Raw genomic sequence first — 19,465 nt, forward strand, 5'->3', positions numbered from 1 at the left:
ACGTGATAAAATATAGTTCATGCCTGCTTGGGCTGGGGTTGCTGGCTAGCCCCGCCCGGGCCCAAACTCCGACTGTTATGGCGTCCTCGTCGCCTCTCACTGCCTATGCCCTGCGCCTGAAGCCCGGCGACGATTTGCGCCAGCAGCTCATGGCCTTCGTGGCGGCGCACCACCTCGAAGCGGGCGCCGTGCTCACCTGCGTGGGCAGCCTCACCGAGGTAAGCCTGCGCCTGGCCAACCAGGAAAAGGCCACCCACTACCGCGGGCACTTCGAGATTGTGTCGCTCGTGGGCACGCTCTCGGCCACGGGCGGCGGGCACCTGCACCTGGCGGTGGCCGACAGCACCGGCCGCACCCTGGGCGGCCACCTGCTCGACGGCTGCCGCATCTACACCACCGCCGAAATTGTGCTGGGCGCGCTGCCCGCCCTGCGCTTTACCCGCCAGACGGACCCTGCCTTCGGCTATAAAGAGCTGGTTGTAGAGCCAGCCGCCCCCGTGGTACCTAAACCAAAAAAGCGCCCCTAGCAGCCCGCGCAGCTGGTGAGGAGCCACCCTGGCGTGTCGGCTGGGGGCTAGCCAGTATCTTGGTGCCCTAGCCCTCAGCCCATGCGCCCTTCTGCAACTTCTCCACCCGATTCGCCGGCTGCCCAGGCCTTTCGCCGCCAGGTGCTGAGCCCGGCCAAACTGCGGCTCTTTATGCTGCGCAAGCTGCCGATGGCCTGGCTGGCCGGCCTGCGCCTGGTGGCGCTCACGCCGGAGGCGGCCACGGTCACTATTCGCTACAAGTACCTTACCCAAAACCCGTTTCGCAGCATCTACTTTGCCTGCCTGAGCATGGCCGCCGAGCTGGCCAGCGGCATTCAGGCCATGATGCAGGTGCAGAGCGGCGGCCCCGTGTCGATGCTGGTCGTGGGCCTCACCGCCGAGTTCAGCAAGAAAGCCGTGGGCACCATTGCCTTCACCTGCCCCGATGGGCTAGCCATCGCCCAGGCCGTGGCCGACAGCCGCGCCACCGGCGAGGGCCGCACCGTGCTGTGCACCAGCACTGGCCTGGATGAGGCCGGCGACGTGGTGGCGGTTTTCAAAATAACATGGTCGTTTCGGGCCAGGAAGTAGCCGCTACCTTCCTTTACCCCAGAAAAAGCCAGCCCGGCAGTAGCAAACGCTGCTGCCGGGCTGGCTTTTTCTACCTCAGAGGTAGCTTTTACTGCTTCTGAAGTAGCTTTTTCTATCTCAGAGGTAGCTCTTGCTAGGTCGGCAATAGCTACTACCGGCTCTCGGCCAGGTTCTCCTTCGTGAGCACATCCACCATGCCGTCTTCGCTCACTACCACTACCAGGCAGGGATAGGGCGAGCTTTCGACGTAGCGCACGGCCGAGTTGAAGCGGGCGCCGCGTGTGCCGTTGCCGTGCCCGCTAGCCTTGCCATCGAGGATAACGCCGATGGAGTAGCAGTAGCCCTCGGGGTCGAGCAGCACCGCGCCGTCGATGCTGGTGATAAGCTGGGTGATGAGCGGCGTAAGCGGCACCGGCTCGATGAGCGTGCATTGCAGCTTGAGGCGGTCGGCCTCGGCCAGGGCCTCGGTGGTGATGACGAGCAGCGTGCCCTTGGGCTGCTTGCTGGCTTCGAGCACCACGTCCCAGAGGCGGGCCACCTTATCGGTGCGGTGCAGGTCGAAGGTGCGCTTGAGGTCGCGCTTGAAGCGGGTGCGGTTGAGGCGCGGGCGCGGCAGGTTGGGCAGGCCGTAGCGCGAGCGCAGCAGCACCTGCCCGGCATGGGCAAACTCCCAGGCGTAGTGCGTCACGAAATGAATGTCGAACAAGTCCTCGCGGGTGGCGTCGTAGTGGCCCACCTGGCGGCCTAGCGCGTACACCTTCTCGCCGTCGGCCAGCAGGTGCACATCGTGGCTCGTCATTTCGAGCAGCTTGCGCACGGCGCGGTAGTCGCTGAGTTCGGTAGGGCAGGTGAGGGCAAATACCTCCTCCACGTTGGGGTGGCCGCGCGGCACCAGCAGCAGGCGCCCAATACCCTCGGCACCCTCGTAGCGCAGGCTCGAAATGGTGTTGAGGGTAGTGAAAAGCTGGGCCAGGCCGGGGTCGATGCCCAGCGCCAGGGCCGGCGTGTCGAGCAGGCTCTGGCCGGCGGCGCGCAGCAGCTCCTCGGTATCGCGCGGGCGAAAGAGGAATCCCGCTCCGGGGGCCGGCTCATTCAACGACTTGTAGCACTCCTCGTTGAAGCGGTACATGGCCGCCGCCAGCAGCGAGTTGGCCACCGGCTTGCCGGTGGTGTAAAAGCGGTCGGGCTTGAGGGCCGGGTACGAGCGCAGGGGCTTGCGCTGCACCCGCAGCAGCGTGAAGACGATGTAGCCATTTATGCGCACCGGGTAGCCCGCAAAATGCTGGGTGGTGGCGCCCGCATCAAGCTGCTCCAGCACCTGCAGCAGGGTTTTGCGGATGGCCAGGTTTTCGAGCCGCTGGCGCACCTGCGCGTCGTTCATCCACTCGGCTGGTTTCATCACGGGCGAGACGAGGCCCACCGCTTCCAAGACCAGGCCATCGGCTACTACCTCGGCAAAGGCTTCGTTGGGTAGGTCGCTGGCGGCCGGCTCCTGGCACACCGGCTGGCCACCCACCGGGTCGAGGGGCAGGCACAGCACCGATACCTGCGGGTGCAGGTCATCGTCGAGGGTGTCGAACAGCGCCTGGGCAATGGCCTGGGCGCTTTCGCGGTAGCGGCCCTGGTGCGGCCAGGTGTAATGAGTAGGCAAAGCCGGCGTAGCCGGCTGGGAGGAGGCTAGGGTGGGCGTCATAGCGCAGAAAAGGGACATAGACCGTAAAAGCTGGGGCTAGTGCGGCTGCGTGCCGGCGCGCACATAGCCCTACAGCTGAAATATAACCGGCAACGCCATCTTTTGCTTTATTGGTTTGCCTTGGTAGAGGGCAGGCTCCCACTTGGGCGCGGCCTTAATGAGGCGCACGGCCTCCTCATCGAGGCCCGAGCCGTGCTTTTGCACCACCCGCACATCGGTGAGCGAGCCGTCGGGCTGCACCGTGAACTCGACCGGCACCTTGGCCTGAATGTGGCGCTTGCGGGCCAGGTCGGGGTATTTCTGGTTGGCCGCAATCCAGGAGAAGAAGGCCGCGTTGCCGCCCACCGGCTGCGCCGATTTTTCGGGCCGGATAATGTTGGTGCCGCTAGCCGTGGTGCCGACTACCGAGGTAGTGCCGGGCGCGGCGGCCACCGCGCCGGGCGGCAGCGGCGCGCCGGGCTTGGTGCTGCCAGCGGCGGGCACTTCCACGGTTTCGCCCGAGCCCTCGGCCAGCACAAAGCTCACGGGCAGGGTCACGCGCTGGCGCACCAGCTGGCCGTGGTTGTGGGCGGGCGTCCACTTGGGGCCGGCTTTCACCACCCGAATGGCCTCGGCATCGAGCAGCGGCGCTACCGGCTGCTTTACCTCCACTTCGCCCACGCTGCCGCTACGCTCCACTACGAAAGTGACCATTACTGTGCCCTCTTGCTTGGCCTGCATGGCGGCGGTGGGGTATTTCTGGTGGCTGGCCAGGTACTCGGCGTAGGCCTGGGGGCCGCCCTTGGGCACGGCGGGCTGCTCCACGGCGTCGTACACCGTTTTGGGGTCGTCGGCCTTGTACTTAAGCTTGGCGGGTTTTTGGGCTAGGGCCGGCGTGGCGGCCAGCAAGAGCAAGGCAAGCGCGTGCGATTTCATAGGAATAGTGCATAAAGAAAGCCAGCCGCGAAGCTACAACCGTGCCGGGGTAGTAGGGCCGGGCCGGCTGGCTAGCCCGGCCGGCAGCACCAACGGCCTTTTTGCCGTACAGGTAGTTTGCCCACGCCGGGGCCTGCCCGCGCGCGGCAGATATTTGCGCAAAAACCCTTGTTATGCATATCAAACGTAATTTAAAGCTGTCTTTTATCTGGGAAAAGTACGGGTGGCGCCCGCTGCTGCTTTTTGCGTCCTACGATGCATTTGTGGGCCTGCTCTACGGGCCGCTCGATATTCACTGGCTCGACATTCCGTGGCAGCCGGTGGCCATGCTGGGTACGGCCGTAGCCTTCTACATCGGCTTTAAGAGCAACGCCTCGTACTCGCGCTTTTGGGAGGCGCGCCAGCTCTGGGGGGCTGTGGTTAATTCGTCGCGCACCTGGGCGGGGCGGGCACTCGACTTCGTGCGCACGCCCGACGATAACTACGGCTACGACAGCGCGGAGCTGGCGGCCCACCGCCGCCTGGTGTACCGCCACATTGCCTGGGCCAATGCCCTGCGCCTGCACCTGCGCCGCCAAACCGCCGAGCTGTGGCAAGCCGAAGTAGTACCTTTTCTGCTCGACCCCGCCGACCACGCGCTGGGCCAGGCCAATAACCCGCCCGCCCAGCTGGTTATCCGCCAGGGCCACGACCTGCGCCAGCTCAGCTTCGATGGCATGCTGACCGAATTTCGGGAAGTGTCGATGGCCGAAACGCTGCGCGAACTCAACAACCACCAGGGGGCCTGCGAGCGCATCAAAAACACGCCTTTTCCGCGGCAGTACGCGTTCTTTAGCTACGTCTTCGTCATGATATTTGCCCTGTTGCTGCCCCTGGGCCTGGTCGAGGAATTTGACCACCGCGTAGCCCTCGGGCCCTACCACGTGTGGCTGATGGTGCCCTTTGCCACGCTCGTGAGCTGGGTGTTTCACACCATCGAGAAAGTGGGCCACAACAGCGAAAATCCCTTCGAGAACGCCGAAAACGACGTGTCGATGTCATCCATCTGCCGCAGCATCGAAATTGACCTGCGCCAGATGCTGGCCGAAACCAACCTGCCCAAGCCCTTGCAGCCGGTAGGAGACATCCTGTACTAAGGCTAGGCCTATTCTACGGCAAAAGCCCGGTTTAGCAGCGCTAAACCGGGCTTTTGCCGTAGAATAGGCCTAGCGGCCGTTCGTTTTCTTGATGAAATCCGTCTCGTCCGGGCGGTAGGGCGTGCCATCGGGGCGAAACACCTCGTGGAACCACTCGCTAGGCTCCGAGCCGTCGGCCAGGGGCGTGTCCCAGGCGTACTTGGTGTTGGTTTTGCCAGCCACTAGCCCCCAGTTGATGGCCGCCACGTTGTATTTCTTGAGCAGCGGCAGGATGTTGACAAAGCGCGAGTTGCGCGGCCGGGCCATGTACTCGGTGCAGATGAGCGGCCGGCCGTGGGTTTTAAGCAGCTCAATTACGCGTTGGTGGGGGGCCGCCTCGTCGTAGTCGTGGTAGGTAATCACGTCGGAGTGCGTGGCCTGAAAGGTATTCAGGGCCGTGAAATCCCAGTTCCAGAGGCCCGCGCTCAGGGGCTGGTCGGGGCGCACGGCCTCGGCCCAGGCAAAGGTGTTGCGCAGCAGCGGCAGCGAGGCCAGGCCCTTGTTGCTGTTGCCCGGCTCGTTGTATAAGTCCCAGAGCACGATGCGCTTATCGTGGGCAAAGCTCGTGAGCACATCCGTCACATAAGGCCGCAGCTGCATAAAGGTGGCCGAGTCGCGCGAGGCCGGGTCGCCGGGGTCCTGGGCCCAGCCCGAGTTATGGATGCCCAGCTTGGGCGCGGGCTGGGTGCCCACCTTGGGGTCCTTGTTCCAGCAGTCGTCGAAAAACACGAAAATGGTGCCGATGCGGTGCTTATCGGCCAGGGCCAGGTAGTCGTTCACCCGCTTCTTGAAGCCCGCCGGGTCTTCCTTCCAGGCCAGGCTGTGCAAGAATACGCGCATGGTATTGAAGCCGATGTCCTCGGCCCAACCCAGCTCGCGGTCAATGGTTTGGGGGTCGAAAGTGCTGGCTTGCCACATCTCCAGCTGGTTGATGGCGGTGCTGGGAATGAAATTGGCGCCCGTCATCCAGGGGCGGGCTTTGTACCAGGCATTGGCCTTGTCGGCGCTCCAGCGGCGTTCCTGGCCACTGGGCAGGCTAGCGGTAGTGCCCTTTACTTTGGTCTTGACTTTCTGGGCCTGGGCCAGCGGCGCGCCAAGCAGCGCCAGACCCAGCAGGAGCAGCGAAATTTTCTTCATGGGAAGGGAAGAGTAGGATGGAAAATAAAGCAGAAGACGAGCCGCTTACTCGCCCGAGGGCGCGGGCTGCGGCGTGGCCAGGGCCGCCGGCACGCCAAAGTCGGGCGAGCCATCGGGGCGCCAGGTAAAGCGCTGGGCGCGGGCGCTGCGGCCCTCGCACTTGCCATCGGCAGCGGCCTTGGCGTGGTAGATGAGCCAGTTTTCGCGCCCGTCGGGCGAGGTCGTGAAGCCGTTGTGGCCGGTGCCCCACACCCCGTTTGCGGCCGAAGGCTGAAAAACCGGCGTCGCCGATTTCACCCACGAGGCGGCCAGCAGCGGGTCGGCGCCGGGCCGGGCCGTAAGCATCCCCAGCGAGTAGTTATCGTCCCAGCACGCGCTGGCCGAGTACACCAAAAACAGCTGGCCCTGGCGGCCGGCCAAAAACTCGGGGCCTTCCAGAATCTGGCGGCCGCCGCCTTTTTCCCAGGCTAGGGTAGGGGTGGCGATGGTCGTCTCCCTGGCCGCGTCCAGCGTCCAGGGGTTCTGCATCGGCGCAATAGCCAGCACGCTCTGCGGCCCCACGTAGGCCGAATACACAAAGTAGCGCCGCCCGCCGTGCTCGAATACCGTGCCGTCGAGCCCTGAGTACTTGGTATTTACGCGCCCTTTATCAACCCAGGTGCCAGTGGTGGGGTCGGGGCTGCCGTTCTCCAGCACAAATACGTAGCGCGTGTTGTCGCCCGCGTTGGCCCGGTCGGTAGCCGTGTAGTAGAGGTACCACTTGCCGCCGAGCAAGTGCAGCTCGGGCGCCCAAATTTGGGTCGAGTTGGGGCCGGCGGCCGGGGGCGTCCACACCACCGCGCCGGGCTCGTCCTTCACCCCGGCCAGGGTTTTCGACTTCCAGAGCGTAATGTTTTTCCCCGTCGTATTGGTGTAGTAGTAATAGCCGTTCTGGCGGATAATCCAGGGGTCGGGGCCATTCACTTTCAAAGGGTTAGTGAAGGTGCGGCCCGGTGCCTGAGCCCAGGCACCGGGCGCGCTACCCAGCAGAAGGCTGGCCAGCAGCGGCCAGAAAACCACGCGTTGCAGCCAGGCGCGCAGTTCGGGTGCCGGCCGGCCCGCGCCCGGGGCCAGCTGCCGATAAGCGAGGGGGCTGAGCAGTTGAGTAGGCTGGGCGGGCGCCGGGCGGCGGAGCAGGTCCGTTACGGCCCGCCCCCAGCAAGCGCGGGGCAAGGAATTCATGCGTGAGAAGAGGAGCGAGTGGGAAAAGCGGGAGGCGAAGGTAGCAAAAGCATGTGCAAACGTTTGCATCTTTTTGCCGTTTTCTCGTCGCTGGCCAGCCCGGCGCACCCACTAGCTAGGTGGCCGGCCCGGCGCGCAGCGATGAGGCCCGCACAAATAAATCGGGCTGCAGCACCACGTGGCGCGGGGCAAAATGCGGCTCGCGCTCCTCCATCACTTGCAGCAGCAGGCGCGTAGCGGTGCGGCCCATCAGCTCGCAGTGCTGGTCGAAGGACGTAATCTGGGGCACGGTGAGGCGCGCAAACAGCTCGTTGCTGAAGCCCACCAGGCCCACATCCTGGGGCACGCGCAGGCCGCGCGCCCCCAGGACTTCCAACGCGCCGGCCGCCGAAAAATCGCTGCCCGAAAACACGGCGTCGGGCGGCTCGGGCAGGGCTAGCAGCTGCTGCATCCCCAATTTGCCCGCCTCCATCGTCATCTCGCCGATGATGATAAACTCCTCGCGCACGGGCAGTTGGTACTCGCGCAGCGCGTCTTCGTAGCCCTGGCGGCGGTGCTTGTAAATGTTGAGCTGCTGCGGCCCGCTGAAGTGCGCAATGCGCCGGTAGCCCTGCTCCAGCAGGTGCTTGGTGGCGCGGTAGCCGCCAGCGCGGTCGTCGAGCACCACCGCGTTTACGTCGTAGCCCTCCAGAATGCGGTCGAAAAACACCAGCGGGATATCGCGCTTGCGCACTTTCTCGAAGTGCTTGAACTCGCGGGTGGTGCGCGAAAGCGACACCAGAATACCTTCGACCTGGGCGTTCATCAGCGTTTCCAGGTTGGCGCGCTCGTGGGCCATGTCTTCGTTCGACTGGCAGATGAGCACGTGGTAGCCGGCCTTGCTGGCGGCCGCCTCAATGCCCTTCACCACCTGCGAAAAGAAGTTGCCGTCGATGTGCGGCACCACCACGCCCAGCATGTTGCTACGGCCCTTGCGCAGGCCCGAGGCCAGGCTATTGGGCTGATAGCCCAGCTCTTTGGCCAGGGCCGCCACGCGCTTGATGGTAGCTTCGCTGATGGCGCTGTGCCCACTCAGGGCACGCGATACGGTGGAGGCGGAAATGTTGAGCTGCCGAGCCAGGTCCGTGATGGAAGCGCGTTTTTTGGCCACGAAATGAAAGAGGGAATAGGCCCTGTCGCTGAGGAAAAACGCGCAGCTTGCTGCAACAAACTGCGCAACGGGCTACGCAAAGGTTGCACAGAATTAGCCTATTTAACTACGGGCGAACCCAAAATATTGTTCGTGCAAACGTTTGCATAAATCCGCCCCATTTTCTTACCTTGCGGCCCTGGCCCCGCGGCGGTAGCCGCCCGCAGCACACTGCGGGTAAGCCCGGCCAGGTACGCCTCTCAGTCCTCTCTTCATGTCCCACCCCTTCCGTCGGCGGCCGCTGGCGGGCAGCCTGGCCGGCCTGGCGCTAGCCCTCGCTGCCTGTAGCCAGCACCCTGCCGCCTCCGAAACCACTACCGCGCCTGCTATGGCCCCCCACGCTACCCAGGCCCCGGCGGCCACGCCGCCCACGGCCGTGCCGTTTGGCAAAACAAAGGAAGGCGCTAATGTACAGCTCTTCACCCTCCAGAATGCTCACGGCCTGAAGGCCACCATTACCAACTACGGCGGCACGCTCACGAGCCTGCTGGTGCCCGATAAGGCGGGCAATATGGGCGATATTATGCTGGGCTTCGACGACCTGGCGGGCTACACGAGCGATGTGTTTTTAAAGGAAAATCCTTATTTCGGCGCGCTTATCGGGCGCTACGGCAACCGCATTGCCAAGGGCAGGTTTACGCTGGATGGCAAGCCCTATACCTTGCCCATCAACAACGCGCCCAACTCGCTGCACGGCGGCACCGTGGGCTTCAACCGGAAGGTGTGGACGGCCCGGCCCGGCACCTCGGCCGACGGCCCGACCCTGACACTCACGTACCTGAGCCAGAATGGCGAGGAGGGCTACCCCGGCAACCTGCGCGTGACGGTGGTGTACACCCTCACCAGCGCCGACGCGCTGCGCCTCGACTACACCGCCACCACCGACCAGCCGACGGTGCTCAACCTCACCAACCACAGCTACTTCAACCTCGCCCACGGCCGGGCCAAAGACGTGCTAGGCCACGAGCTGACGCTGCAAGCCGACCGCTTCACGCCGGTCGATAACACGCTGATACCGACCGGCAAGCTGCAAGCCGTGGCCGGTACGCCCATGGATTTTCGCCAGCCGCACGCCATTGGCGAGCGCCTCGCGCAGGTGCCCGGCGCTGCCCCCGGGGGCTACGACCACAACTGGGTGCTGGCCGATAAGCAGCGCGCCAGCCCCGCCCTGGCCGCCACCGTGTACGAGCCCACCTCGGGCCGCACCATGCAGGTATATACCGACCAGCCGGGGGTGCAGTTCTACTCGGGTAATTTCTTGAAAGGCAACTTGAAAGGCAAGGGCGGCGTGGTTTACGGGCCGCACGCGGGCTTCTGCCTCGAAACCCAGCATTTTCCCGACTCGCCCAACGAGCCCGCTTTTCCGAGCACGGTGCTGCGGCCGGGCGACACGTTCCGCTCGACTACCGAGTACCGCTTCGGCGTGCGCAAGTAGGGCTAGCCCGGGCGCCGTGCTCTGGGCTGTTGCTTAAAAACCGGGTTGTTAGCCTCGCTTCGGGGTTGGCAGCTGTTTCTCACGCCTTATTCGTAGGAGCTATGCAGCTAAAGAAAACTTCTTTTATTCTGATAATAAGCGCTTTGGACTTGGGTGGGGCGCAGGTGCAGGCGCAGGCGTTGCGGCCGCCGGCTTACCCGCTTATCACGCACAACCCGTACTTCAGCGTGTGGGCGTTTCAGAATGAGCTGGCCGCCGCGCCCACCTGGCACTGGACCGGCGAGCCCCAGGGCCTGGAAGGCGTGGTGCGCGTTGATGGCCGGGCCTATCAGTTTCTGGGCCAGGCCGGGCCGCAGTACCGGGCCCTGATTCCGACGGTGCGCGAGCAGCCGTACCGGGCGCGCTACACGTTTAAGCAGCCCGCGGCGGGCTGGGAGAAAGCCGGTTTTGCGGCCGCCAGCGGCTGGCAGGAAGGCCCGGCACCCTTCACCGATAACCAGAGTGAGCACGGCACTGCCTGGACTGGCGGCGACATCTGGGTGCGGCGCACCGTGCGCGTGCCCGACCCCAAAACCGCCGGCGAGCTGCGCCTGCTGATGGAGCACGATGATGACGTAGAAGCCTACCTGAATGGCGTGCTGCTAACCAGGCAGGCCGGTTTCAACAGCAAATACGATTTTTTTGACGTGCCCCCGGCGGCCCGGCAGGCCTTGCACGCCGGCGACAACGTGCTGGCCCTGCACGCCACCAGCCCCCAGGGCGGCGAGTATCTCGATGCCGGCCTCTACGAAGCGCTGCCCGCGCCGGCCGCGCTGCCGCTAGCCCGCCAAACGGGCGTCACCGTCACGGCCACCCAAACCACCTATACGTTTGCCGCCGGGCCGGTCACGCTGAAAGTCAATTTCTTGTCGCCGCTCCTGCTCGACGAGCTGGAAACCGTGGCCCGGCCCGTTAGCTACGTCACCTGCACCGCCACGGCCACCGACGGCCAGGCGCACCCCACCCAAGTATTGCTGACCGAGGCGGGCACACTGGCCAGCAATACGCCCTACCAAACCGTAGCTACCAAGGCCGGCCAGGCCGCGGGCCTGCGCTGGCAGGCCCTGGGCACCACCCAGCAGCCCGTATTGGCCAAGGCCGGCGACAACCTGCGCATCGACTGGGGCTACGCCTACCTGGCCGCGCCGGGCCGGGCGCTGCTGGCCTCCGGCAACCCCCAGGCGCTGAAGGCCGCCTTTGCCAAAGCCGGCACCCTGGCCCCCGGTGCCCCGGCCACCGGCCCGGCCCAGCGCGTGGCCCAGGCCGCCGTGCTCGACCTGGGCGCCGTGGCCGCCGCGCCCGCCGAGCAGCACCTCCTGCTAGGCTACGACGAGCAGGTGGCCGTGCAGTACTTCGGCCAAAACCTGCGGCCCTGGTGGCGCCGCGACCCGGCCATGACCATGAACAAGGCCCTGGCCGCCGCCGAGGCCGACTACCCGCGCCTGCGCCAGAAAGCCACGGCCTTCGACCAAAAGCTGTATGCTGACGCCCAGGCCAGCGGTGGCCCTCAATATGCCGACCTGTGCCAATTGGCTTACCGCCAGGCCATTGCCGCGCACAGCATTGTGGTGGGGCCCAAGGGCGACTTGCTCTTTTTCTCGAAGGAGAACTTCTCGAATGGCTCTATTGGCACGGTAGATATTACCTACCCTTCGGCGCCGCTTTTCCTGCTTTACAACAACGAGCTAGCCAAGGGTATGCTGCGCTTCATCTTCGAGTATTCGGAGTCGGGGCGCTGGAAAAAAGACTTTCCGGCCCACGATGTGGGCACTTACCCCCTGGCCAACGGCCAGACCTACGGCGAGGACATGCCGGTGGAAGAAGCCGGCAACATGCTCATTATCAGCGCTGCCGTGGTGAAAGTGGATGGCCGGGCCGACTTTGCCCGCGCGCACTGGCCCACGCTCACCAAATGGGTTGGCTTTTTGAGGCGCGACGGCTTCGACCCGGCCAACCAGCTCAGCACCGACGACTTTGCCGGCCACCTGGCCCGCAACACCAACCTCTCGGTGAAGGCCATTATGGGTATTGCCTGCTACGGCCAGCTGGCCCGCCAGCTCGGCGATGCCAAGACGGCCGATGAGTACCAGGCCCTGGCCCGCGAGCTGGCTAAAAAGTGGATGCAGCTGGCCCAGGACGGCGACCACTACGCCCTCACCTTCGACAAGCCCGCCGGCTCGTGGAGCCAGAAATACAACCTGGTGTGGGACAAGGTGCTCGACCTGAACGTGTTTCCGCCCGAGGTGGCGCAGCAGGAGCTGGCTTTTTACCTCCGGCACCAGCAGAAATACGGCCTGCCCCTCGACAGCCGCAGGACCTACACCAAGTCGGACTGGATACTGTGGACCGCCACCCTGGCCACTAACCAAGCCGACTTTGCGGCGCTCATCAACCCGGTGTGGCAGTTTGCCAACGACACCCCTAGCCGCGTGCCCCTCACCGACTGGCACGAGACTACCAATGCCCGCCAGGTCGGCTTCCAGGCCCGCTCGGTGGTAGGCGGCTACTTTATGAAAATGCTGAGCGATAAGCTCGCTAAGTAAATAGTTAAAAGTGAAAGAGTTAAGAGCAATGAATTTCAATTCTTAACTACTTCGCTTTTAACTCCTTACAGCCTGCTCTTCCCGATTGCCGGGCGCGCCCGGTAGTCATTTTTTACCTTTTCCCCACCCAAACCTTATGTCGACAGCCCTACTGTCTGCCCATTCGTTGCGCCGGTACTGGACCGGCCTGCTAGCCTTCTTGCTGCTGCTGAGCCTGCGGGCCCCGGCCCAAACCAGCGGCAACCCCATCTTGCCCGGCTACCAGGCCGACCCGGAGATGGATTACCTGAACGGCAAATACTATATCTACCCCACTACCGACGCTAATTCGAGCGGGGGACAGTTTCACGCTTTTTCGTCCACCGACCTCACCAACTGGACGGACCTGGGCACCATTTTCGACCTGGGCCGGCAAACTACCTGGGCCACCTACAACGGCTGGGCGCCCTCGGTGGTGGCCCGCAATGGCAAGTACTATTTCTACTACACGGCGCACAACAATGCCACCAATACGCCATCCATTGGGGTTGCCGTGGGCACTAGCCCCACCGGGCCGTTTACCGATAAGGGACAGCCGCTGCTGACGCCCGCGCTCAGCAACAATATCACGCAGGATGTGATTGACCCCATGGTGTTTGTGGATGACGACGGGCAGGCCTACGTCTACTACGGCGGCTCGAACGGCAGCCGGCTGGTAGTGCGCAAGCTGAACGCGGATATGGTATCGCTGACGAGCGATGCCCCGCGCGATATCACGCCCCAGAACTTTACCGAGGGGCCCTACCTAATAAAGCGCAACGGGCTGTACTACATGAGCTACTCGAACGGCTCGTGGACTAATGACACCTATAATGTGCAGTACGCAACCAGTACCTCGCCCACCGGGCCGTGGACCTACCGGGGCTCGCTGCTGAGCAGCGATGCGCAGAATTTTGGCCCCGGCCACCACTCCATTACGCAGGTGCCGGGCTGCGACGACTACTACGTGGTGTACCACCGCTACCCCGACCGCAGCTTCAGCACCCGCCAGGTATCCGTTGACCACCTGACGTTTAACTACGACGGCACCATCCAGAAAGTGAACATGACCAACTACGGCGTGGCCCCGCGCCCCGCCAGCGGCCCCTGCCCGGTGAGCCCCACCTTCGCCTCGGGCGCCACCTACAAGCTTGTGCACAAGGGCACCACTCAGGCGCTCGATGTGCCCGGCAATACCGCCAGCCCCGGCCAGGCCTTGCAGCAGTACACCGACAACGGCAACGATGCCCAGCGCTGGGTTATCAGCCTGCAAGCCGATGGCTACTACAAAGCCCTGCACAAGGGCACCAACCAGGCCCTGGAAGTGGCCGGCAACAGCGCCACGGCCGGCGCCGTGGTGCAGCAGTACACCGACAATGGCGGCGACGCCCAGCGCTGGCGCTTCGAAAACATGGCCGGCGGCTACTACAAGCTGACCCACAAAAACACGCCCATGTGCCTCGACGTGGACAACAATTCGGCCGCCGCCGGCACCGCCGTGCACCAGTGGAACGACAACGGCAACGACGCCCAGCGCTGGCAGCTCACCCTCACGGCCCTGCCCATCGTGTCGGGCGGCGTGTATAAGCTCACGCACAAAGGCACCACGCAGTGCCTCGAAGTGCCCGGCAACAGCGCTAGCCCCGGCCAGGCCGTGCAGCAGTACACCGACAACGGCAATGATGCCCAGCGCTGGGTTATCACGCTGATGCCCGACGGCTACTACAAGCTGACGCACCGCAATACCAACCAGTGCCTGGAGGTGGCCAGCAACAGCACCGCCACCGGCGCCACGGTGCAACAGTACACCGACAACGGCAGCGACGCCCAGCGCTGGCAAATCGTATCGACCGGCGATGGCTACGCCAAGCTCATCCACAAGGGCGCCACCCTCTGCCTCGATGTCGATAACAACCTCTCGAACCCCGGCCAGGGCGTGCACCAGTACACCGACAATGGCAACGACGCCCAGCGCTGGCGCCTCGACCTGATGCCCCAGGCCGCCAGCGGCGCCCGCCTGGCCCTGGCCACCCCGGCCGCCTCCACCGCCGAGGCCGCGCCCCTGGTGGTGTACCCCAGCCCCTCCACCGGCCAGGTGCACTGCGTGGTGACGCCCACCCAAAGCGGCCGCGTGGCCCTCGACATCTTCGACGTGCAGGGCCGCCTGGTGCGCCACCTCGCCGAGGTGGCCGGCACGGCCGGCCAGGCCACCGACTTCGCCCTGGATGGCAGCACCTGGGCCGCCGGCGTGTACACCGTGCGCCTGTCGTCGGCCAGCCAAACTTCCTATAGCAAGCTGGTGCTGGTGCACTAGGCTGCCAGGGTCAGCTGCATAAAAAAAGCCCTTGCTACGCGCGTAGCAAGGGCTTTTTTATGCAGTACTAAAGGAACGTCTGTCATGCTGAGCTTGCCGAAGCATCTTGGCAGGTTACGTAAGGAATAGTAGCCTTGCGCACTCTGGCAAGATGCTTCGGCAAGCTCAGCATGACGGACGAGTTTCATTCTTTCTGCGAACTTATTCGTTCGTCACTTCAAAGCGCTCGAACGTGGCCGTGGCCGACGTGGGGCCCTGGGCCACCACGCCCACGCGCACGCCCCGGTCCCAGGGCGGCAGGAAGGCGCCGTCGGCGGTTTGGCCGGCGGGTAGTAGCTCGGTCCAGGTGCGGCCATCGGGGCTGTAGGCGAAGCGGTAGTGGCTGCCCCCTTGGTCCTGCACCCGCAGGTACAGGGCCGGGCTAGCGGCCGGCAGCGGGGCCTCGGCCAGGGTGCGGGTTTTGCCATCGCGGCGCTCCTGCACTTGCAGCTTGCCATCGCCGGCCAGCAGGCTGAGCGCGTTGCTAGGGTCGCCGAGGGCGGCCAGGCCGGCGGTGGTGCCGGCCGGCAGGCTGGCCGGGTTGAGCAGCGTAGTGGTGGCCGAGTAAGTGGCCGCCAGCGTGGGGCGGCCCAGGGCGGCGCCACCCTTGTCGGGCCGGGCAGTGAGTTGCAGCCGGCCATTTTGCAGCGCAAAAGTGGGCTTGTCTTCCACCGGCCACTCCCAGGCCGGGGCTAGCGTAGCGCTGGCAAACTCATCGGCCACTACGCCCGGTGCGGGCGCGGCGGCCGCGGGCGTGCCGTGGTTAGCCAGGAACTCGGGCCAGCCGCTGGCCGTCCATTTAAACTCGCTGAGCACGCCCTGGCGGCCCACGTGCTGCATGCTGCCGGTTTGGTAGGCGTGGTGCAGCATGTACCAGTGGCCCTGGCGCTCGATGGCCGTGCCGTGGCCGGGGCAGGTCCAGGTGTCGTTTTTGGTCAGGATGGGGTTGCGGTCGTACTTCTCCCAGGGGCCGAGTAAGTTCTTGGCCCTAGCCACGCCGGTAGCGTAGGTGCAGCCGGCGCCGCAGCATCCGTTGGCCGCGTAAAACAGGTAGAAGTAGCCGCCGTGGCGCACCACGCTAGGCCCTTCCACGAGGTTGCCCTCCCAGGCGGCGGTGTTGCGAAACAGCTCGGTTTTGTCGCCTATCAGCGCGGTGCGGTCGGCATTCAGCCGCTGGGCCCAGATGGGCGTGGGCTTCTGCACGCTGTTGCCGTCTTCCTTCCAGATGAGGTAAGGCTGGCCTTTTTCATCCTGCATCGGAAAGCCGTCGATGGAGCCGTCGGGCTGGCCCACCAGCGGGCCGTGGTCGCGGTAGGGGCCTTCGGGGCGGTCAGCGCTGGCCACGCCCACCGCCAGGTTGCCGCCGCGCTTGTGGGCCGTGTAGAAGACGTAGATTTTGCCGTTGGCATCGTGGCTAATCTCGGGGGCCCAGAAGTAGTAGTCGGCCCAGGCCGGGCGCTCGCCGGGGAAAACGTGTCCCACCAGGTTCCAGTGTTGCAAGTCGGTAGATTTCAGCAGCGGAAACGTCGGCCCCCAGTTAGAGGAAGTGGCCGTGGCCCAGTAGGTATTGCCCACCTGGGTTACCGACGGGTCGGGGTAGTCGCCGGCTAGCACGGGGTTGGCAATGGCGACGGGGGCTAGCGGGCGGGCCACCGGCGCGGCCCACTTACCTTTTCTAACTTTCACCTGCGCCGAGGCCCCTAGCGGGGCGGCGCTCAGCAGCCCCAGCACGGCCAGGGAGCCATAAAAGAACTTATGCAGCATAAATGAAACAACAAAACGGCCTGCGCGAGGCAGGCCGTAGGTTTGAGGTGGTGAGTGAAACGGCGAGCGGGCTATTCGCCGGCCGGCCGGGGCAGCGCCACGCCCGTGGCCACCGGCGAGCCAAAATTGGGCGAGCCGTCGGAGTTCCAGCTAAACTGCTGCATGCGCGGGTTGCGGGCATCGCCGCAGCCCTGGTTGGCTTGCAGGTTGGCGTGGTAGATTATCCAGTTCTGCGTGCCGTCTTTCGACACAAAGAAGCCGTTGTGGCCCGGCCCGTAGGCATTGTTGGTGGGGTTTTTAGAAAAAACGGGTGAGGTCGATTTGCTCCAGCTAGCCGCATCCAGCGGGTCGGCGGTAGCGCTGGCCGTGAGCATGCCCAGGGCGTAGTCGTCGGTGGTGCAGTGGCTGGCCGAGTACACCAAAAACGTTTTGCCCGCGTGCTGAATCACCTCCGGGCCCTCGTTTACCTTGGGCGTACCGTTCAGCTCCCAGGCGTACTGCGGGTGGCTGAGCTGCGTGCGCGCGCCGCTGAGCGTCCAGGGGTTGCTCATGAGGGCGATGTAAAGATTTTGCTGGTCGGAGCCCGCCTCCTGGCCGCTCCACACGAGGTAGCGCTTGCCATTCTGCTCCAGCACGGTGCCGTCGATGGCCCACAAATCCTGGCCGGGTACGGCTATCTGGCCCTTCTCGGTCCAGGTGCCCTGGGTGGGGTCGGCGCTGGCATTTTCGAGCACCCACAGGCGCTGGCCGCCGCAGCAGTTGCCGGGCCCCGCCGTGAAGTACACGTACCACTTGCCATCCAGAAAATGAATTTCGGGCGCCCAGATGTCGTGCGAGGTCGGCCCGGTGGCCTTGGGCGTCCAGATGGTGGTGCTCACCCCCGAGCCCAGCTCGCTCATCTTGGCCGTTTTGCGCAGCACCAGGTTGGTGCCCGTCGTTTGCATGTAGTAGTAGTAACCATCTTTCTGATACACCCACGGGTCGGGGCCGCTGGCCAGCAGCGGGTTGGTGAACGTGGTAGCAGCAGGCGCCGGGGTAGGCGTGGGCGTGGGCGCTGGCGTAGAGCCGCCGCCCGACGAAGAGTTGCAGGCCATGCTGCCAGCCAGCAGCAGTGTAAACCAGCGCGCGGATAGCGAGATAGGCATAGAAAGGGTGGGAAAAGGATGACGCAGGCAGCCCGGGCGGCCCCCTACTTTAAGCAAAACCGCCGCCGCGCTTTGGTAAGAAAGCACGGCGGCGGGTATTTAGTGCCTTGGCGGGCGGGTCATGGGCTAGTAGCCCGGGTTTTGCGTCAGGCGCAGCAGGTCAACTTCGGTTTGCAGCAGCGGCAGCAGGCGCGAAACACCCACCCGGAAGGTATTGAACTGCGCATCGCGGGTTTTAAGTTGGTCTACGTTAGCCTGGGTGTCGAGCAGGCCCCAGCGCTGCAAATCAAACCAGCGCACGCCCTCGCCGGCCAGCTCGGTGGCGCGCTCGTGCATGAGCTGGGTGCGCAGGCTGGCCTGCGTGAAGCTACCCGCCGTGAGCGGGGCTAGCCCCGCGCGGCTGCGCACCTGGTTGATGAGCGGTACGGCAGTGGCCGTCTGGTTTTGCTCGTTCAGGGCTTCGGCTTGCAGCAGCAGGATGTCGGCGTAGCGCATCACGCGCTGGTTGATGGGCGAGTCGAAGTCCTCAAACTGGCGGTAGTAGTCGGTCTGGTACTTGCGCCAGTACACGCGGGCCCGGTTGCGGGCGTCCTTGCCGTAGCGGGTCAAAAAGCCGATGCCGTAGGCTAGTGTATCGCCGTCGGTGGGCAAGGCAGTCGGGAACTGGCTCTGGTCCTTGCGGTTGTAGAACACCGTGGCCGCCAGGCGCGGGTCGCGCTGCCCGGTGGTGGTGCCTTCCTTCAGGAACTCGTTCACCAGCCAGGGCCGCACCTCGCCGTCGTTGAAGCCGAAGCCTGGCACGCCCCAGAACTGCGAGCGCTGCCCGCCCTGCGAGCTGGTAGCGTCGGGGCCGCCGCCCGAGTCGTTGCCACCCTTCTTCTCATCCGAGAACTGCACCTCGAAAATCGACTCCACGTTGTTTTCCGAGGTGTGGCGGAAGTTGTCGGTGTAGGTAGAAGTCAGCTTGTACGTGCCCGAGCTGATGACCAGCGCAAACTGCGCCTGCGCATCGGCCCAGCGCTTGTTTTGCATGTAGGCCTTGCCCAGCAGCGCCTGCGCGGCGCCCTTGGTGGCGCGGCCCACGTCGGCCGCGCTGTAGGATACGGGCAGGTCGGGCGCGGCTTCCTGCAAGTCTTTATACACCTGGGCCCACACGTCGGCCTCCTTGGCCTGCGGAATGGTAGCGTTCAGGTCGGTAACGTAGGTGAGGGCTAGCGGCACATTGCCGTAGAGCGAGGCCAGGTTGAAGTACGAGAGCGCCCGGATAAACTTGGCCTCGGCAATGACGCGCTTTTGCAGCGTGGCATCCATCGTCGTGATGGTGGGCACGCGGTCGAGCACCTGGTTGCAGCGGAAAATAGTGCGGTAGTGGTCGCGCCAGATGGTGCTCGACACCTCAAAGTCGTAGTTCTGCTGCACAAAGCGCGTGAAGTCGGCCAGCTCGCCCCAGGGGCTCTGGCTCCAGCCAATGTCGTCGCGCAGGTCGAAGGCGAAGTTGAGCCAGCGGCGGTACATGCCCAGGCCCTGCAAGCCCGCGTAGCAGGCCGTGGAGCCTTTCACGGCGTCGTCGCTGGTTTGCCACGACGACTGCACGGTGGGCAGGTTGGGGTTCACCTGATTGAGAATGTCTTTCTCGCAAGCCGTGGCCGAGAGGAGCAGCGCGCCCGCTAGGCCCAGCCGGGTCAGGATAGATACTTTCATGATAGCTAGATAGATACGG

14 protein-coding genes are annotated in these 19,465 nt (G+C 64.6%); 6 read left to right on the forward strand and 8 right to left on the reverse strand.

The window, feature by feature from the left end; genetic code table 11:
- Positions 1-77 precede the first annotated feature (77 nt).
- Both Q5H89_RS07065 and Q5H89_RS07070 read left to right on the forward strand, forming a co-directional pair.
- Positions 78-527 carry a PPC domain-containing DNA-binding protein gene (locus tag Q5H89_RS07065; protein WP_305018582.1) on the forward strand — a complete coding sequence of 150 codons (450 nt, stop codon included), beginning with the start codon at positions 78-80 and terminating at the stop codon, positions 525-527.
- 81 nt (positions 528-608) lie between these two features.
- Complete coding sequence (locus tag Q5H89_RS07070; protein ID WP_305018583.1) at positions 609-1,118, forward strand: DUF4442 domain-containing protein; 510 nt, start codon at positions 609-611, stop codon at positions 1,116-1,118.
- A 151-nt stretch (positions 1,119-1,269) separates the two neighbouring features.
- On the opposite strand, the gene Q5H89_RS07075 is transcribed toward Q5H89_RS07070, so the two are convergent.
- Positions 1,270-2,811 carry a DNA integrity scanning protein DisA nucleotide-binding domain protein gene (locus Q5H89_RS07075; RefSeq protein ID WP_305018584.1) on the reverse strand — a complete coding sequence of 514 codons (1,542 nt, stop codon included), beginning with the start codon at positions 2,809-2,811 and terminating at the stop codon, positions 1,270-1,272.
- 69 nt (positions 2,812-2,880) lie between these two features.
- Positions 2,881-3,726 (reverse strand): energy transducer TonB, encoded by an 846-nt coding sequence (locus tag Q5H89_RS07080; protein WP_305018585.1) that lies wholly within the window; start codon positions 3,724-3,726, stop codon positions 2,881-2,883.
- Positions 3,727-3,899: 173 nt separating this feature from the next.
- Between Q5H89_RS07080 and Q5H89_RS07085 the strand changes: the two genes are divergently transcribed.
- Entirely contained in the window at positions 3,900-4,862 is a 963-nt protein-coding gene (locus tag Q5H89_RS07085; RefSeq protein ID WP_305018586.1) for a bestrophin family protein, read from the forward strand.
- A gap of 69 nt (positions 4,863-4,931) precedes the next feature.
- Here the strand turns inward: Q5H89_RS07085 and Q5H89_RS07090 are convergent, their stop codons facing one another.
- The 3 genes from Q5H89_RS07090 to Q5H89_RS07100 form a co-directional block, all read right to left on the reverse strand.
- Complete coding sequence (locus Q5H89_RS07090; protein ID WP_305018587.1) at positions 4,932-6,038, reverse strand: 1,4-beta-xylanase; 1,107 nt, start codon at positions 6,036-6,038, stop codon at positions 4,932-4,934.
- Between the two features lie 45 nt (positions 6,039-6,083).
- On the reverse strand, positions 6,084-7,259 hold the full coding sequence (locus Q5H89_RS07095; RefSeq protein WP_305018588.1) for a glycoside hydrolase family 43 protein: 1,176 nt from the start codon (positions 7,257-7,259) through the stop codon (positions 6,084-6,086).
- A gap of 115 nt (positions 7,260-7,374) precedes the next feature.
- Positions 7,375-8,409 (reverse strand): LacI family DNA-binding transcriptional regulator, encoded by a 1,035-nt coding sequence (locus tag Q5H89_RS07100; RefSeq protein ID WP_305018589.1) that lies wholly within the window; start codon positions 8,407-8,409, stop codon positions 7,375-7,377.
- 253 nt (positions 8,410-8,662) lie between these two features.
- Here Q5H89_RS07100 and Q5H89_RS07105 point away from each other — a divergent pair, with 253 nt between their 5' ends.
- The 3 genes from Q5H89_RS07105 to Q5H89_RS07115 all read left to right on the forward strand — a co-directional run bounded on the left by Q5H89_RS07105 (position 8,663) and on the right by Q5H89_RS07115 (position 14,797).
- Positions 8,663-9,883, forward strand: coding sequence for an aldose epimerase family protein (locus Q5H89_RS07105; protein ID WP_305018590.1), 1,221 nt, complete (start codon positions 8,663-8,665; stop codon positions 9,881-9,883).
- Positions 9,884-9,984: 101 nt separating this feature from the next.
- A complete protein-coding gene (locus Q5H89_RS07110) occupies positions 9,985-12,465 on the forward strand; it encodes a glutaminase family protein (protein WP_305018591.1) in 2,481 nt (826 codons plus the stop codon).
- A gap of 136 nt (positions 12,466-12,601) precedes the next feature.
- Complete coding sequence (locus Q5H89_RS07115) at positions 12,602-14,797, forward strand: RICIN domain-containing protein (protein WP_305018592.1); 2,196 nt, start codon at positions 12,602-12,604, stop codon at positions 14,795-14,797.
- A gap of 201 nt (positions 14,798-14,998) precedes the next feature.
- Here Q5H89_RS07115 and Q5H89_RS07120 read toward each other — a convergent pair whose 3' ends face one another.
- The 3 genes from Q5H89_RS07120 to Q5H89_RS07130 all read right to left on the reverse strand — a co-directional run bounded on the left by Q5H89_RS07120 (position 14,999) and on the right by Q5H89_RS07130 (position 19,446).
- The gene (locus tag Q5H89_RS07120; RefSeq protein WP_305018593.1) at positions 14,999-16,600 is read right to left on the reverse strand and encodes a family 43 glycosylhydrolase; all 1,602 of its coding nucleotides are present in this window, start codon (positions 16,598-16,600) and stop codon (positions 14,999-15,001) included.
- Positions 16,601-16,671: 71 nt separating this feature from the next.
- Complete coding sequence (locus tag Q5H89_RS07125; RefSeq protein WP_305018594.1) at positions 16,672-17,745, reverse strand: glycoside hydrolase family 43 protein; 1,074 nt, start codon at positions 17,743-17,745, stop codon at positions 16,672-16,674.
- A gap of 126 nt (positions 17,746-17,871) precedes the next feature.
- Positions 17,872-19,446 (reverse strand): RagB/SusD family nutrient uptake outer membrane protein, encoded by a 1,575-nt coding sequence (locus Q5H89_RS07130; RefSeq protein WP_305018595.1) that lies wholly within the window; start codon positions 19,444-19,446, stop codon positions 17,872-17,874.
- Between the last annotated feature and the right edge of the window lie 19 nt (positions 19,447-19,465).

Source organism: Hymenobacter cheonanensis (assembly GCF_030581075.1).
GTDB lineage: Bacteria > Bacteroidota > Bacteroidia > Cytophagales > Hymenobacteraceae > Hymenobacter.

Coding starts and splice junctions, on each gene's coding strand:
- Q5H89_RS07065 (WP_305018582.1), top strand. CDS start 78: ATGGCGTCCTCGTCGCCTCTCACTGCCTATGCCCTGCGCCTGAAGCCC.
- Q5H89_RS07070 (WP_305018583.1), top strand. CDS start 609: ATGCGCCCTTCTGCAACTTCTCCACCCGATTCGCCGGCTGCCCAGGCC.
- Q5H89_RS07075 (WP_305018584.1), bottom strand. CDS start 2,811: ATGACGCCCACCCTAGCCTCCTCCCAGCCGGCTACGCCGGCTTTGCCT.
- Q5H89_RS07080 (WP_305018585.1), bottom strand. CDS start 3,726: ATGAAATCGCACGCGCTTGCCTTGCTCTTGCTGGCCGCCACGCCGGCC.
- Q5H89_RS07085 (WP_305018586.1), top strand. CDS start 3,900: ATGCATATCAAACGTAATTTAAAGCTGTCTTTTATCTGGGAAAAGTAC.
- Q5H89_RS07090 (WP_305018587.1), bottom strand. CDS start 6,038: ATGAAGAAAATTTCGCTGCTCCTGCTGGGTCTGGCGCTGCTTGGCGCG.
- Q5H89_RS07095 (WP_305018588.1), bottom strand. CDS start 7,259: ATGAATTCCTTGCCCCGCGCTTGCTGGGGGCGGGCCGTAACGGACCTG.
- Q5H89_RS07105 (WP_305018590.1), top strand. CDS start 8,663: ATGTCCCACCCCTTCCGTCGGCGGCCGCTGGCGGGCAGCCTGGCCGGC.
- Q5H89_RS07110 (WP_305018591.1), top strand. CDS start 9,985: ATGCAGCTAAAGAAAACTTCTTTTATTCTGATAATAAGCGCTTTGGAC.
- Q5H89_RS07115 (WP_305018592.1), top strand. CDS start 12,602: ATGTCGACAGCCCTACTGTCTGCCCATTCGTTGCGCCGGTACTGGACC.
- Q5H89_RS07120 (WP_305018593.1), bottom strand. CDS start 16,600: ATGCTGCATAAGTTCTTTTATGGCTCCCTGGCCGTGCTGGGGCTGCTG.
- Q5H89_RS07125 (WP_305018594.1), bottom strand. CDS start 17,745: ATGCCTATCTCGCTATCCGCGCGCTGGTTTACACTGCTGCTGGCTGGC.
- Q5H89_RS07130 (WP_305018595.1), bottom strand. CDS start 19,446: ATGAAAGTATCTATCCTGACCCGGCTGGGCCTAGCGGGCGCGCTGCTC.